Origin of the sequence: Hwangdonia lutea (genome assembly GCF_032814565.1) — a bacterium.
Lineage (GTDB): Bacteria > Bacteroidota > Bacteroidia > Flavobacteriales > Flavobacteriaceae > Hwangdonia > Hwangdonia lutea.
The window spans coordinates 310858-327345 of the sequence record NZ_CP136521.1 but is presented as its reverse complement, the minus strand read 5'-3'; the positions used below and the strand labels follow the sequence as shown (position 1 = coordinate 327345).

Here is a 16488-nt window from a genome sequence, read left to right as displayed (position 1 = left end):
GGTTAGCGTTTTAAAGTGAAATGCCCCATAAATTGCCGGCCATCTTCAAGATAAACCTTAAACCAATAATCATCTGTATTTAATAACTCGCCGTTGAATGTGCCATTCCATCCAGCAGATGCGCTTTGAATTTGTTTTATTAATTTTCCGTAACGATCAAAAATCTGGATGGTGCTATTGGGCTGAAACTGATTATTTACTCCTAAAATTTGCCAATAATCATTTACACCGTCGCCATTTGGCGTGAAATATTTGGGGTAACCAATCACAGAAACATCAATTGAACTTGTACCGCAACCTTTTTTATCGCGCACATAAACGGTGTGAAATCCTGCCTTTATGTTGTCGAAAAATGGTTCATCTTGATAAAATGAAAACTCTTCATCCAAAGCGTATTCGTAATCTCCAAGTCCGAGATTGGTTTCATTTATAGTGATTGAATTGTTATCTGAAATATCAACAATAACAACATCATTTAAAGTGATGGTGGCAAGTTCGGAAGCATTTACAAAAACATCACGTGTTCTTGAGCATCCGGTACCATCAGTTTTTGTGAGTGTAACAGAATAAGTTCCGGGGGTTGAAACTGTTAATGTAGGGTTGTTGGATAGTGTTGTTCCATCTTCATAAACCCATTCATAAACAAAATTCTCTGAAGGGTTGTCTTCCAAAGGATCTAAAATAATTGTAAAAGTTGGGTCGGAAGAACAAACAATTTGAGGTGTTTCAATAGAAAAATCGGGTAAAGGATTTACTATAAAATCTATATTTGTAGATGCTGTACAGGTAGGGTTTGTGGGGTTTATAACATCAACCGTAATGGTTTGCGTTCCCGAAACAAATGGATTTGGTAGCGACGGACTATTGGTAATTTGACTCCCAAATTCATCTAAATAAGAATAGTAAACGTCCATGCCCGTTTGCATACCTAAAATGTTGTTTTGAATGGTTGAGGTATCGAAATGGTGTAAACCATCAGCGTCATCAAACCCATCATCGCCGTCGCAAACTGCTGGAATGAAAACGGGGTTTGCTATAGGCTGTTCATCTACAATAAATTCAATCGTTGTTTCATCATAACACGGGCCATTTGGGGCTGAAGTTGCATTATTGGTTACCCGCGCAGTAATGGTTTGACTTTCTGTTAAAAATGGATTTGGTAAAGGGCTGGGTAATGGTGCGTTATTTTCATCAAAATAGGTAACCGTTACGTTTGTAGACGATTGCCCATTTAGTAAATCGGTTTCAATTTGTGAGGTGTCAAACGGGTAGTTTACCACCGTATCGGTTGTATCAAAATCGCATTGTCTGTTTATGGTTACCGGGTTTGCCGTGGGTAAAGCTTCAACGTTTAGTATGTTAGCAAATTCTTTTAAACCTAAACAATTATTGCCTAAATCACTTTTTACACGCACCCAAAGGCTTTGCGAGCTGTTAGCGATTGTGTTTTGGTAATTGGCAATATTTGTTAATTCATTTGTTTCTAATTCAGCATCCAATTGACTTTCATAAAAATGAACAGTAACATTAAATGTTGAGAAAATAGTGTTTGAAATATGGTTCTTTAGTCCTGTTAAATCAAAAGTAGAAAAACCATCTCTATTATTTGGTCCATTGTCACAAAGGGAAAATGGCGGAGGGTTATATTGGTTTAACGCTGCGCTTGATGGGTTTACCTCTAATGTTAGCGGAACAACCCTAAAACAGCCATTAGGGTTTTCGACTCTAACCCACACGGTTTCTGGGGCAAAACCAATACTGTTTTGATAAGTAGTAGGATTTACGATGGGACTCGTTGCACTATCTGCTTGGTTTTTGTTTTCATAATAGCTAAACATGAGCCCTTCACTTAAATAGTTAGGGTTTATTTCTTCTTTAATATGATTGAGGGTTAGGTTAAAAAATGCTTGTCCGTCGTTTGAGGCATCATCGCATTGACTATAGGTGTTTGGGTAATTTGCATCAGGTAATGAGAGCACTTCAATGTTAAAAGAGGTCTCTGTGTAACAGATGGGGTTTAAGTTATTCGTGATTCTTACATATATGGTTTGTCCGCTAGCGGTAGTATTCACAAAAGCATTGGGCGTTGTAATTTGAGTGGTATAAGCCGCATCAATAAAATAAGTAATTGTGAAATCTGATGAGGATTGGCCGTTTAAAAGTTCTGTTTCTTTTAGGGTTAAATCGAATACATTGTAGCCGTCGGTATCGGCACCAACGGAGGTGTTGTCGCAGCTGCTCAGAGCACTTATGGGTGTGTTAATTACCGTGGAATAAACTTCTAAATTAAAGCTTGTGGTGGTATAACAAATATTGCCCAATAATTGGGTGTTGTTTTCTACCCGCGCATAAATGGTTGCATTTCCGCTATCATACATGTTTGGTAATGGGGAGTTTCCCGTGTCCGCATCATTTTGAGAACTATGATAGGTAATCGTTACACCGCCACCAGCGTTTATAAAATTGTTTTGTGATGATAAATCGAATAGCGATTTGCCATCGCCGGTGTCATCACACAATTGCATATGAGAAGCTTGGTTCGCATAGGTTTTATTATAAGTTAAAACCTCTGATAAAAAATGACATTTAGAATTAAGTAAATTGGCTAAAGTGTGGGCAAATTTAAGCCTTATTAAATGCGTTGCGTTTGAGTTGGCGGGTATGGTATGGTTTAAAACGCTAGATGTTTCATTCGGAATATCCACCCAAACACCTGGAGTTGTAGATTCCTGCCATTGCATGGCAAAACTGTTAGGTACGTTGGCCGATAAACTAATGGTATTATTAGATGTGTCTGTAATACAAAAAGAATTATTGAAGGAAGGATCGCTTGTTAATTGATCGATGCTATCAATTACCGGTCCGCATGGTCTAATTTGAATATCATCAATTGCTAAATCGTTTCCGGCTAAGCCAGCCACATTATTTTTTAACATAAAGTAGATGTTTTCGGTTCCCGTTGGAACGGAAAAAACAAGACTTCTGCGATGCCACCTGTTCGTTCCCACACCTTCAATGGGGCCGGTGTCTGCTTCAACAATGCTGCCAATATTCTGGTCGTTAATATCGGTGTACCCAATTATTAACTTAATATTGGGGTCTATAAAGTAATCGGGGGCATTTGTTTTTGCAAACCAAGCAGAAAGTTCGTATTGTATATCATCGCACAAACCATCAATTTTTTGTGCATAAAACACATTCAAATCTTCTTTGGCATCACAATAGTATAAATAGCCATTGGGGTTGCCGGTATGGTCTGGAAAATCATCGTTCCAATCCGCACCATTTGGAGCGGCATCTTTAGGGGTTTTCATTATGCCATATTGATCTTGACCTACACTTCCAGTTCCTACGTAAGTGTACAAATCGGCAGGCCTAAAGTTTGGATGCACATTATTGGGGTCTTGATTTAAAGAAGGGCCAAGTCTTGCTGTACCCGAACCAAAATCTTCTTTAAAAACAGCGACGCCAAACGTACAGTTTGTTTGGGCATGAATAGAATTGCTAAAAAAGGTAAATAATGCGGATGCACATGTTGTAATAATATATAATCGAGTTTTTAATTTCTTCATATAAAAAATCATGGCTATCAAATATATTTGCTCATATATTAAGGAAGCAACTAAAATATAGCATTTAATTAAGTTGAACTTATAAAAAAGTTAAAGGTTTAATTATTTAAGATGAAGTGAGTAGTATTTGTCTAAGTATAATATTGAAATGAACTTTGAAAATGGCCGATTTTACGATTTTAATTTATTATCGGCGATTTTTAGTTTTATTTGGTATATTTAAGGTTGTGCAACATTTGATAAAAGCTGTCTTAAAAATATGAACCAAGAAGTAAATGAATATTTGAACGGCCTTAAAAAATGGCAGGACGAATTGACGAAACTTCGCGAGATTATTTTGGATTGCGGACTAAAAGAAGATTTTAAATGGATGCATCCTTGTTATACAAGCAATGGAAAAAACATTGTTCTAATCCATGAATTCAAAGATTATTGCGCCATTCTGTTTCATAAAGGTGTTTTATTGAAAGACTCTGAAAACATTTTAATTCAACAAGCTGAAAATACACAATCTGCACGACAAATCCGATTTACAGATACGCCAGAAATTACAGAACAGAAACTAATTATAAAGCAGTACATTGAGGAAGCCATAGCGATAGAAAAATTGGGATTGAAAGTTAAAAAGAAAAAGACTTCCGATTTTGAAATGCCAAAGGAGCTGGAACAAAAATTTACAGAAAACCCTAAATTTGAAAAAGCATTTAAAAGCCTCACCGAAGGCAGACAAATAGGTTATCTCTTATATTTTAACAAACCAAAACAATCAAAAACTAAAATATTGCGAATTGAAAAGAACACCCAACGAATTATGGATGGATATGGTTTGAACGATTGTGTTTGCGGACTATCAAAACGAAAGCCAAATTGCGACGGTTCTCATAAACAATTAGAAGAAGCAGAATAAATAATGAGTTGCAAACTTAACTTATTAGAGACTGTTAACGCTTTAAAGCAAAATGACCCCGAATATCGAAGGCTTCACCATTTTGAATCACTTTTGCCACAAACCAATAATCATCTGATGGCATGTTCTGTCCGTTAAAAGTACCATCCCAACCAACAGAAGTATGTGGAAGTGTTTTTAATAATTTACCGTGTCGGTTATAAATGTAAACTACGGTTCCTGGGATTTCCTGCACGCCAACAATATGCCAGGTATCGAAAGTACCATCGTTATTTGGCGTAACAAATTTTGGGATATCAATGACCACAACCTCGGTGGTTACATCTTTACAGCCATTTAAATCGCGTATGGTTACTACGTGCAAACCAAAAGTTACATTTTCAAAAACGTTTGATGTTTGTGGTTCGCCGTCATCTAAAATAAATACATATTCGCCAATACCGCTAACATCAACGGTAATGCTGTTGGGGTCTGCAAAATCAACTTTTGTGGTGAAATTGATGGTTGCATCTTCAGATTCAATAACCGTAAAGTTTTTGGTATACGAGCAGTCTGAACCTATAACATAGGGCCTTGTAACGGTTACCCAATAATCGCCAATATCTGTGGTATCATTTAAAAGTATTTCGGTTGCTGTTTCGCCAGTAGACCATAAATAAGTGTCGTTTGGGTTACCGGTATCTGCGCTAATAATCAAAGGTAAATCGTTAATACAAAGGGGTACAAAGTCGTCTATTGGAATTACCGGCAAAGGGTTTATACGAGTGGCAAATTGCGATACGGCAAAACATCCTGTATTATCATTTTGAATGCGTGCAAAAATAATTTCACCATCAAAAGCAGAATGTAAATTTGGCAGAGGGTTTGTAGCAGCTTCGGCATTTGTTGCATCGCTATAATAGGTTACCGAATGTGTTGAAGTATTTTGCGAACCAATTACTGCACTGGCGCTTGCCGTTAAATCAAATTCGAAAAAGCCATCAAAATCATCATCACATGCTACTAAATCTGGAGATGTATTGGCAATGGGGTTTGCATTTATTTGTAAGTTAAAAGATACTGTTATTGGACAATTAACCAACGGATCGTTGACTCTTACATAAATAATATGACTACTCGCGGTATAGTTGAATGTGGTTCCAATAGGGTTTTGGTCGTTATCAGCATCGTTTTGGTTGTCATGGTACGTAATATTTACAGCACTTGGGTCATTCACAATTTGGGCATCTACCGTAGTTAAATCAAATGTCTGGGTATCGTTATCACAAATTTCGATGGTGCCAATGTTATTTGTTGGCGGTGGTGAAACGACTACCAAATCCAACGGAATAACACTAAAACAGCCCGTTAAGGTATTAGCAACTTTTATATAAACTGTTTTGGTATCCGAAATATAATTGGTGGGATCTGTAATTTCGTTGCTGTTATCTAAACCGTCATTTTGATTAATATCTAAAAAGTTTTCAAAGTAATTGGTGATGAGATTGTTTTGCAATCTGTCATTAATTTGAAAATCGGCATCTTCCAAATTAAAGCTTACAAAGCCATCGTAATCGGTGTCGCAATTTTCAAAAGGCGTAGCCTCTGTTAAATCTGGCGATGCAATGATGTTTATTCCCAATTCTTCAACAACAAAACAAAACGAGTTGCTATTTTCTATTCGAACATAAAGCGACTGTGGATTTGAAACGTTAGTATATTGTAACGGTTGCGGGTTTAAATTATCCTCGGCATCTTGTCGGTTTAAATGAAATGAAACATTAAGAATATCTGGCGAACCTTGGGATATTTCGGTTACTTTTTCAGATAAATCGAATTCGTGTTGCTGGTCGTTAGTAATATCGTCACAAATCAAATACGGGCTAAACGTATTGTAAATAGGGTCGGACGATACTTGTATTGTAAACGATGAGGTCGCAGCGCAATTCGCATCGGTAATATTCTCAACACGAATAAATATGGTTTGCGATGGGCTTGTATTTTGGTAAGCTGTATTTTTGTCTATAGGCAATGTAAACGCTGCATCTTCAAAATAAAAGACTTCTTTTCCGGTTTGACCGTTTAATATTTCGGCATCTTTATCAACTAATAAAAAATCTGCTGTAAAAGTGCCATCGTCTTTACATATTTGAAACGGGGTTATGTCCGGAATTATAGGTGTGGTGTTTACGGTAATTTCATATTCCACAATATTATAACACCCTAGGCTATCGTTATTTCCAACCCGAATGTACACGATTTGCGTGTTGGCGTTATAATTGGACGTGTTTGTAATTGGGTTTACATTGTTATCGGCATCATCAAAGGAGTTGAAAAAACCGATGTTAAGTCCTGTTGGGTTTGCTACAACTTCAGAAATAGCATCATCAAGATTGATGATTGAAAATCCATCTTCAGGGTTGCTATCATTGTCGCAAATCACTTCTGGACTTGGCGATGTCGCCGCTGGTGCCACATAAATTTCAATATCAAATGGGTTGATGGTGCTACAGCCCGTATCTATATTTTCAATGCGTGCGTAAATGGTTTCAATAGGACCTGTGTTGGTGTAGAAAGGAGGTAATTGATTGGAATTGTTCTCGGCATCGGTACTAGAGGGATAGTATCGTACTTCAAAATCTGTGTTTCCGCCAGTTACGGTATCGTCTAACGAAGCCAAATCGATACTTACAATACCGTCATCGTCGGTATCGCAGTATGGTAAAGGGTTAGCAGGATTGAACAATATCACAGGGTTTACCAATAATGTGATTTCTGAGAAATCTGAACAACCACTAGCGGTATCATCTATTTTAATATATAATGTTGTAGGGCTGGTAGCAGGATAAAGTATGCTATCATCTAGTGGGTTTGTACCGGAATCCCGATCTGTTTCAGTTTCATAAAATGTAACGAAAATGTTAGGCAATTCATCAGCAATATATAGAGCAACGGTAGTTAAATCAAACGCTAGAGTATCGGTAGCATCATCGTTGTTATCACATAAGGCAAAATCGCCCGTATCTGTGCCTGTTAGTAGTAAATTGGTGTGGACTTCAAGTGGCACTATGGATGCACAACCCGTATTATCGTCTACAATTCTTATGTAAAGCGTGGCGTTTCCGGGTTCTAATAAAGCATTTTGATATTGATAATTGGTTTCGTTTGCAATTGGATTATCTCCCGATTGAGCATCGGGCAAGGTTTCATGGAACGTAAAGGTTACTCCGGTTAAGCCCATTAAAACATCGTTAATTACTTGGGTTAAATCGAATTCGGCGCTACCGTCATGATCCATATCACAGGCATCTAAATACTGAGTATCCCTATTTACAATTGGACTTGTTGTAATATTAATGGTTAAAGATGATGAAGAGTTTACACAACCCGTTTGCGTATCAATTACCCTTATGTAAACCACTTCAGTTGGTGTGTTTGTGTTAACATATGGTATAGGGATTGGGTTTGCCCCACTGTCTGCATCGGCACTAGTGTAATGATAACTTACTAGTAAACTGCTTTGTCCACCTGTTATTTCGTCGTCTTTTTGAGTTAAATCTATAACGGTGTATCCATCAGGTTGGGTGTCGCTATCGCATACCTCTAAATCTGTTGGATCGGTTATGGTTGGTACTGGATTTACTATTAAATTAAATGTAGTAAACCCATAGCAGCCTGTATCATTATCTTGGATTCGAACATAAATGGTTTGCGGGTTTATGGTATTTGAAAAATTACCCGAAACAGGATTTACATTGTTTCTAGCATCGGCATCGGATAAATGATAGGAGAAGTCATAATTTGTAAAAGGAATATTGTTGATTACTTCGGCATTTTTAGAGCTAAGGTCAAACACCTCAGTTTCATCACCACTAATGTCATCACATAAAACATAGTCTGTTATTGGGTTTATGGGCTCTTCGGTATTTAAAACGACTACGATTTCGTCGGTTTCAACACAAGCAGTACCATTTAAATCTACAGTTACTTCAACCCTATACGTACCATCTTGAGTGGCGCTTATTGTTGGGAGCGTGGTTGCCAAGGGTGCGTTATCCAAAAACCAAGCATAAGTTGCGAGTGGATTGTCTATATCGGCATCCAAGGTTACCGAAGGCGCGCATGTGGAAACATCTTCGCCCAAATCTAAAATTTTAAAACTATTACCTTCAATAAAAACTGCCGAGTCATATTCAATATCGGTTTGATCGGCTATCACCAATTTGATATGATATTGAACGTAAGGCGTTATGGTTGTTTGAGCTGTTAAAACCGTTGTTCTACCGTTGTAATTGGTGTCACCAACGTTGTATCCATCAAAATACTGGTCATTTTGAGCTGGACAAACACCAAAAATCTCATCATGTATGGTATTGGTGTTAACCGGTGTTGAAGTACCAGGAACTAAGGCGATATTTTGATAGGGTAGTGGGCTACCGGTTTCTTTAATTAAAAACGCAAAACCATCGGAAAGCTGGCAAGGATTAATGCCGAAATATTCTTCGGAAGCCAATAAATAATTAAACTGAAGTTGACTTGATATAGATACAATATCAAACTCGATGGAAGTGGCATTCAGAGTATTGGAAATACCCAAAGCAGCTTCTAAATCCGGGTCAGTTCCCCAAACCGTTGAGCCTTCGCTAAGTGTTGGGGTGGTCACATTATTTCCGCCAGAGGTCGCATTCCCAGTAGTAAGCATTATACCGTTTTGAAAAGGGAAGTTGGAACCTGCCCGGTCAAATTGAGCATAACTTGAAAAACCACTGGAACTTCCGTTTACAAACGAGGTAATATTGGTAATTTCAACACAGCTATTCTGTACTAAATTGTCTTCTATAAGTTGTTGCAAACCAACGGAATCATCGACTGAAATCTGTTGCGAAAACGCATAACTACTCCCAAGTAAAAGCAGTCCTAATAAGCAGTTAACAAATTTCATAGCAGTAGGTTTCTTTTTTATTTGGAAAACTCAATTAATGCATAAATTGAATTTATTATGAAAAATAGACTTTTTTCAGATGAAGCGCAAAATATAACCGATAAAATACGATTTTAATTGGTTTTCATGATAGCAATATTAATATTTTAGTGTAAAATGATTTTTAAAAATTCTCCCATCTTGCAGGGTCACCGCAAACCAATAATCGTCTGCGGGCAGTTTTTGGCCATTAAAGCGTCCGTCCCAACCTTCGCCCAACGGGTTCAGCTGTTTTATTAGTTTTCCAAACCTATTGAAAATAAGGATGTTGGTATTGGGCTGGAACATGCCCGAAATCCCTTGGACCTGCCAGGTATCGTTATCGCCATCGTTATTGGGCGTGAAAAATTTGGGGAACCCAATAACCGAAACCACGTTTTGTACGGTACCACAGTTGTTTTTTATGTCGCGAACGCTAAGGGTGTAAATGCCCGGGGAAACGTTTTCGAACAGGTTGCTTTCCTGATAGGGTGCGTAAACCACATTGTTCTGGTCCAGCAAGCGGTACTCGTAAACCCCTTCGCCGGAAACCAAAACGCTAATGCTGTTGTTTTGGGTGGCATCGACCACTTCAATGTTCTCAAAGGTGGCAATGTTTGAAGGCTCTACGGTAATGGTGCGTTGTTTGGTGCAGCCATTGGCATTGGAAACGGTAACGTTGTAAGTGCCCGCTTGGTTTACGTCGATTTGATAGCTGCTTTCACCGGTAGACCAACTGTAGCTATAGTTTGAAGGCGCATCGTTTATAACGGCGGCATCCAAGGTGATGGTGTCCGGAAAAAAGTTAAGGCAGTAATAAGCCATAGCTTCGGTTTCAATATTTGGTAATTCGTTTACGGTCAGGGCCACTTCGCTGATGCCGTAGCAGTTGTTGGCATTTTCAACCCGTGCATAAATAGTTTGGGTGTACGGATTTGTGTTTGTAAACGTGGTTCCCAAATTATTTGTTTCGAGTAAGGCATCATTGTAAGTTTCGTAGTAGGCAATGGTTAAACCGGTTGGAAGCCCGCTTACAATGGCATTATCGGCATCGCTTAGATTAAAGTTGAAAAACCCGTCTTCGGTACCGTCGTCATCGCAGGCAATAAGTTGGGTATCGCCGGAATCGGTGACGCTCACGTTCAGGGTCAGTTCCGATGGCGAAAAGCAGCCCGTGGCATCGTTAACAACGCTTACGTAAATGGTTTGCGGATTGGCTGTGTTGGTAAATGCATTGCCGTTAACCTCGTTGGTTCTGGCCGCATCGGTATAGAACCTGGTTGAAAGGCCCGCGACGTTATTGGTTAAAATAGCGTTGGCTTGGTTGAGGTTGAACAGCGTGCGTCCATCGGCCGTACCATCTTCATCGCACTGCAACAGGGTGTGGTTGTAGGCTTCGGGGTTTAAATACACCACTAAATTTAAAGGCGTTACACTTTTACAGTCTGTATTTAGCGCATCCTCAATTCTCACAAAAACCTGTTCGTTAAATTGTGTTGCATTGTAGTAGGGATTCGACAAAGGATTTGCCCGATTTTCGGCATCAAACTGTGACGTATGATAGGTAATATTAAAATCTGCTGGATTTTGACCATTTAATATTTCAGAATTTCTGGAAGATAAATCAAAATTTACGCGACCATTGGTGTTGTTTCCGTCCATGGCATCATCACAAAGTTCGTAATCCGCTGGCGGTGCATAGTTTGGACCTAAATTTACATCTAATTGAAAGCTCGTCAATTCAAAACATCCTGTCGTGTTGTTGGTGATTCTGGCATGAATGGTTTGCGGATTGTTAATGTTGGTGTACGGGCTACTTAATTCATTAATCCCAATATTAGCATCACTTATGTTTTCGTGAAACGTAATGGTAATGTCGCTTTGTGTTCCTGTTATTAAACTAGTATTGTCGGTTAAGTTGAATGTTGTAAACCCATCATCAAATGGCGCCACGACATCGCAACTTTCTAAATTTAAAGGGGTACCACTTGTTTTAGACTGATCTGAAGGCGGGTCGGAAAACTGTGCCGTTCCCGTCCACTGTAAACTAAAAGGGCTGTTGCCGATGGGTCTATCGATTACAATAAAATAAGTTTCTCCAGCTAGCACATCCAACCATTTTACAAAGCTGTCGCCATTAGCACCAGGGCCTTCTGCAGTATCAGTTGATGTGCTATTCATACCGGTTAAATTGTTACCTTGATTGGCAGCTGAAGGGTTGGTTGTCGAGCACCGAATGGCTTGCCCAATATTACCACAAGTTGCATTTGGCCCAAATACAAAAAAATCATAATCTTCGGTTATTGCGGTGCTGTTAGGAGTTAATGTGAAGCCTAAAGTGCCGCTTGTTACTAAAGTAACTTTTAACCAAACACTGTTGTTTTCTTGACTGGAACAGGTGTTAGAACCGCTTAATTCTTGTGTGCCAACGCCACTAACATTAAGGTTGATATTTGAGTTTCCGCAAGCAATAACGGCATCAATACAATCCGTTGGCTGTTGCCCAAATGCTATATTATTATGCGCTAGAAAAATGAAAAAGATGAATAATTTTGGGGCTAATTTCAAATGATTAGTGTTTTAAAGTAAAGTGATTCTTTAATACCCTTCCATCTTGCAGGGTCACCGCAAACCAATAATCGTCCGCAGGCAGTTTTTGGCCATTAAAGCGTCCGTCCCAACCTTCGCCCAACGGGTTCAGCTGTTTTATTAGTTTTCCAAACCTGTTAAAAATAAGGATGTTGGTATTGGGCTGGAACATGCCCGAAATCCCTTGGACCTGCCAGGTATCGTTATCGCCATCGTTATTGGGCGTGAAAAATTTAGGGAACCCAATAACAGAAACCAGCTCTTGTACGGTACCACAGTTGTTTTTTATGTCGCGAACGCTAAGGGTGTAAATGCCCGGGGAAACGTTTTCGAACACATTGCTTTCCTGATAGGGTGCGTAAACCACATTGTTCTGGTCCAGCAAGCGGTACTCATAAACGCCTTCGCCGGAAACCAAAACGGTAATGCTGTTGTTTTGGGTGGCATCGACCACTTCAATGTTCTCAAAGGTGGCAATGTTTGAAGGTTCTACGGTAATGGTGCGTTGTTTGGTGCAGCCATTGGCATTGGTAACGGTAACGTTGTAAGTGCCCGCTTGGTTTACGTCGATTTGATAGCTGCTTTCACCGGTAGACCAACTGTAGCTATAGTTTGAAGGCGCATCGTTTATAACGGCGGCATCCAAGGTGATGGTGTCAGGAAAAAAGTTAAGGCAGTAATATGCCAGAGCCTCGGTTTCAATATTTGGCAATTCGTTTACGGTCAAGGCCACTTCGCTGATGCCGTAGCAGTTGTTGGCATTTTCAACCCGTGCGTAAATAGTTTGGGTGTACGGATTTGTGTTTGTAAACGTGGTTCCCAAATTATTTGTTTCAAGTAAGGCATCATCGTAAGTTTCGTAGTAGGCAATGGTTAAACCGGTTGGAAGCCCGCTTACAATGGCACTATCGGCATCGCTTAAATTAAAGTTGAAAAACCCATCCTCGATACCGTCGTTATCGCAGGCAATAAGTTGGGTGTCTCCGGAATCGGTGACGCTCACGTTCAGGGTCAGTTCCGATGCCGAAAAGCACCCCGTGGCATCGTTAACGACGTTTACGTAAATGGTTTGCGGATTGGCTGTGTTGGTAAAGGCATTGCTGTTAACCTCGTTGGTTCTGGCCGCATCGGTATAGAACCTGGTTGAAAGGCCCGCGACGTTATTGGTTAAAACAGCGTTGGCTTGGTTGAGGTTGAACTGCGTGCGTCCATCGGCCGTACCATCTTCATCGCACTGCAACAGGGTGTGGTTGTAGGCTTCGGGGTTTGGATTAAAAATCACAAAGGCTTCACCCTCAATAGCGCAATCACCGTTATTAGGGTCGATATAAACTTCGTAATGCCCGTTTTGAGTAACTAATAAATCATAATCACTTTCAGCTAAAGGATTTCCATCACGTGTCCAACTATAGGTGGCACCCGTTATTTGGTCGGCCGCTAAAGTGTATGTATCATTGACGCAAAGCGACAGATTTGTAGAGTTTTCACCGTTTTTAATAATGTCTATTTTTTCGTTAAAAAAAGAAGCTATAAAAGGAGGTAATCCTTGTGACGAATTATTTGGTGAAACACTAATGGCGTTGTGGCTATAGTTTGCATTAAACCCAATGCCGTTGGGGTTATTGATGACACCGAGATAGGGTAAGCCATCATTATAAGTGGCGCTTAATGCTCTGTAAATTTTACCGTTTGGTCCAAGCTGTAAACCACCTCTATATAATTCTCGATCATCGATAACAAATGAAGATGAAGAAATATTTGATGCTAAAAGATTGTATTGGAGTAGCGATGATGTATGATTTGATGGGATATTATTATTGGCAGGCGTTTCAAAATCGAAAAAATTGTTATACGAATGCACATAAAGCAATTGACTGTTTGGTGAAAACTCTACACCATAACTCGCATAATTAACAGATGGTAAATTAAGTTGCAACTGATTACTTACAACACCTGTGGCGGCATCAAAATCATATAAATACAGACCATCTCTAACATTGGCACATGCCACTTTTTCGCCATCGGGCGATAGCTTTAAATAGCCTCGCGCATCTGAAACCATAAGATTAAATGTTGACTTAACCGATGTTGTGTTAACGCCAAAATTATTGACTTCGAAAGCGTGATAAGTGTTGAAAATATCGGCATCGCCATTTTCTGATGCTAGGGTAAGTACCCAAATGGACTTGGTAATACAATCTTTTAAAACGGCTGTAATTTTTTCAGAACAACGCTGAAGTAAATTTGTGTTTTTTGAGGTAACTGCACCTAAGCCACCATCTAAAGTCATGTTAACTTCAGAATAGTTTAAACCGTAATCGTTTCCGTCTAGACCATTATCAACCGTGAAAATGTAGTAAATATTCTCATCGTCTGGTTTGGGTACAATTATGGCAGATTGTGTGCTGGACGAGTCGCCATACAACCCCAAACCGTTTGACATGGTGGCATGGTTTTTATTCCAAACTCGGGTGCCATCTGTATAAAACAATAAATTTCCAGAACTGTCCGAAATGGATGCGCAACCTTCGTTTGTAAACAATTGTCCGTCGCTTACCGAGGTAACCGTATTATTAATTTGGTTGAATTTTATGCCACCGCCAAAGCCAAAATACCAATTGGCAGCTTCACTTTGGGCAAAACCGTTTAAACCGATTAAACAGCTTATTAAGAATATGGCAATTTTTTTCATCTTTCAGTAGCGAATGCCACCAAAGGTATCATAAATCTCGCTTTTTTAATAATCTGTACGATAAAAAGATAAATAGAGCAGTCCAACCAATTACTATGGCAAATTCGTACCCGTGGACGGCATAGTCATATATTAATTCTCCTTTGTCTGGAAACTTAGTCATGGCTATACGTTGGAACGGTTGGTTAATAAGCTCCCACATGGATTGAATAGGTAAGACTTCTATAACTTTCCAAGCTGTTTCAGTGGAAGTTTGCCACATTACAAGTAAAAATATTAACCATTCAGAAATAAAAGTTATAAACAAAAAAGCTAAAGCAAATGCGGACCTTTTTACTAACATAGCAAGAAATAAACATAAGCTAAAGAAGCCAACTAATTTTACAAAATAAGCAAGTAAAAATTCGACTTCTCTAAAAATAATTGAGGCTTCAGTATAACTTGAATAGTATAAACCAATACATAATGAAATTAACCCAATAAGTATTGTTGAAACCAACGAAAAGAAAACGATGGTGTAGAATTTAGATAAGATGAATTCCTTTTTACTCAACCCATCAATTAAGTTTTGTTTAATGGTTTTGTTGCTGTACTCGTTACCAATCATACTTACCACAACAATAGCAAAAAAGAACTTGAATTGCGATGCGAAAAAGGTGGTTAAGTGCCATATTATGGGGAAGTTGAAAACACCTAATTCCCCGAGTTCCAATGTAAAAAAACCGAATACATTAATCCTTAACGAGGATAATAATATAACAAAGAAAGGCAGGATAAACGATACGAATATGAGTATTTTACTGGTTCTGTTTAGTAGTAGTTTTTGTAGTTCTAAGCTTAAAAGACGTAACATATAGTTCGTGTGTTTTTGGTTAGGATGGGTTTTAGTTGTTGTCTGTTAATTGTAAAAATTGCTCTTCCAAACTTTCTTTACGCTGTACTAAATGGGTGAGAATAATGCCGTTTTCGAAAAGATATTTGTTAAAATCTTCAGAAAGCATGGGTTCGTTTAAAAAAGCGGTTACCAAGCCATCTTTTTCCTTAATCGATTTGAACGACGGATTGTTTTCCAAAAGTTTCACTAAATCCTCTTGCTTGTTGCATTTCAATTCAAAAAAACCGTGACTGGAAATCATCTCGTCAACACGCCCCGAATATAACTTTACGCCCTTGCGCAATACCACCACGTGCGAACAGACTTTTTCAACTTCATCCAATAAGTGCGATGCCAATAAAATGGTAGTGCCTTTGGCTGCAATTTGCTTTATAATTTCCCGTATTTGATGTATACCCTGTGGATCCAATCCGTTTGTGGGTTCGTCTAAAATCAATATTTCAGGGTCGTTCAAAAGTGCCGAGGCAATGGCTAAACGCTGTTTCATCCCTAAAGAATAGGTTTTAAACTTGCTGTCTTTGCGTTCTCGCAAACCTACAACTTCAAGCTTCTCTTCTATTTTATTGTAATCTACGCCCTTAATTTTGCAAACCAGTTTTAAATTCTGCGTCGCCGTCATATACGGGTAAAAGTTTGGTCGTTCAATTATAGCACCAACTTTTTTTAGCGCATCGTGCGTGGTTGTTTGGCCGTCGAACCATTTAAAATCGCCATGCGTTTTATTAACAACATTTAAAACAATGCCTAAGGTTGTGGATTTTCCGCTTCCGTTTGGTCCTAAAATGCCGTAAACATTACCTTTGTTAATGGTAAACGACAAGTCTTTTACAGCGGTTAAATACCCAAATTTTTTGGTAAGATTATTAATTGTAAGTATTGGTTCCAAATATGCTT

7 protein-coding genes are annotated in these 16488 nt (G+C 38.8%); 1 reads left to right on the top strand and 6 read right to left on the bottom strand.

Translation table 11 applies throughout. The features are described 5' to 3' along the window. Positions 1–2: 2 nt before the first annotated feature. Positions 3–3572 (bottom strand): FIDD domain-containing protein, encoded by a 3570-nt coding sequence (locus tag RNZ46_RS01405; RefSeq protein WP_316983608.1) that lies wholly within the window; start codon positions 3570–3572, stop codon positions 3–5. Between the two features lie 259 nt (positions 3573–3831). On the opposite strand from RNZ46_RS01405, the gene RNZ46_RS01400 reads away from it, so the two are divergent. Further along, positions 3832–4479 (top strand): DUF1801 domain-containing protein, encoded by a 648-nt coding sequence (locus RNZ46_RS01400; RefSeq protein WP_316983607.1) that lies wholly within the window; start codon positions 3832–3834, stop codon positions 4477–4479. A 34-nt stretch (positions 4480–4513) separates the two neighbouring features. On the opposite strand, the gene RNZ46_RS01395 is transcribed toward RNZ46_RS01400, so the two are convergent. From RNZ46_RS01395 to RNZ46_RS01375, 5 genes are all read right to left on the bottom strand, one after another. After that, a complete protein-coding gene (locus tag RNZ46_RS01395; protein ID WP_316983606.1) occupies positions 4514–9400 on the bottom strand; it encodes a T9SS type B sorting domain-containing protein in 4887 nt (1628 codons plus the stop codon). Between the two features lie 138 nt (positions 9401–9538). Further along, positions 9539–11986 carry a T9SS type B sorting domain-containing protein gene (locus RNZ46_RS01390; RefSeq protein WP_316983605.1) on the bottom strand — a complete coding sequence of 816 codons (2448 nt, stop codon included), beginning with the start codon at positions 11984–11986 and terminating at the stop codon, positions 9539–9541. Positions 11987–11990: 4 nt separating this feature from the next. Beyond that, the gene (locus RNZ46_RS01385; RefSeq protein ID WP_316983604.1) at positions 11991–14699 is read right to left on the bottom strand and encodes a T9SS type B sorting domain-containing protein; all 2709 of its coding nucleotides are present in this window, start codon (positions 14697–14699) and stop codon (positions 11991–11993) included. Between the two features lie 28 nt (positions 14700–14727). Next, positions 14728–15552 (bottom strand): DUF2705 family protein, encoded by an 825-nt coding sequence (locus RNZ46_RS01380; RefSeq protein WP_316983603.1) that lies wholly within the window; start codon positions 15550–15552, stop codon positions 14728–14730. Positions 15553–15583: 31 nt separating this feature from the next. Beyond that, on the bottom strand, positions 15584–16480 hold the full coding sequence (locus tag RNZ46_RS01375; RefSeq protein ID WP_316983602.1) for an ABC transporter ATP-binding protein: 897 nt from the start codon (positions 16478–16480) through the stop codon (positions 15584–15586). Positions 16481–16488 lie beyond the last annotated feature (8 nt).

Excerpts from the sequence above, each read along its gene's own strand:
- RNZ46_RS01395 (WP_316983606.1), bottom strand. The coding sequence starts at position 9,400 with ATGAAATTTGTTAACTGCTTATTAGGACTGCTTTTACTTGGGAGTAGT.
- RNZ46_RS01385 (WP_316983604.1), bottom strand. The coding sequence starts at position 14,699 with ATGAAAAAAATTGCCATATTCTTAATAAGCTGTTTAATCGGTTTAAAC.
- RNZ46_RS01400 (WP_316983607.1), top strand. The coding sequence starts at position 3,832 with ATGAACCAAGAAGTAAATGAATATTTGAACGGCCTTAAAAAATGGCAG.
- RNZ46_RS01380 (WP_316983603.1), bottom strand. The coding sequence starts at position 15,552 with ATGTTACGTCTTTTAAGCTTAGAACTACAAAAACTACTACTAAACAGA.
- RNZ46_RS01405 (WP_316983608.1), bottom strand. The coding sequence starts at position 3,572 with ATGAAGAAATTAAAAACTCGATTATATATTATTACAACATGTGCATCC.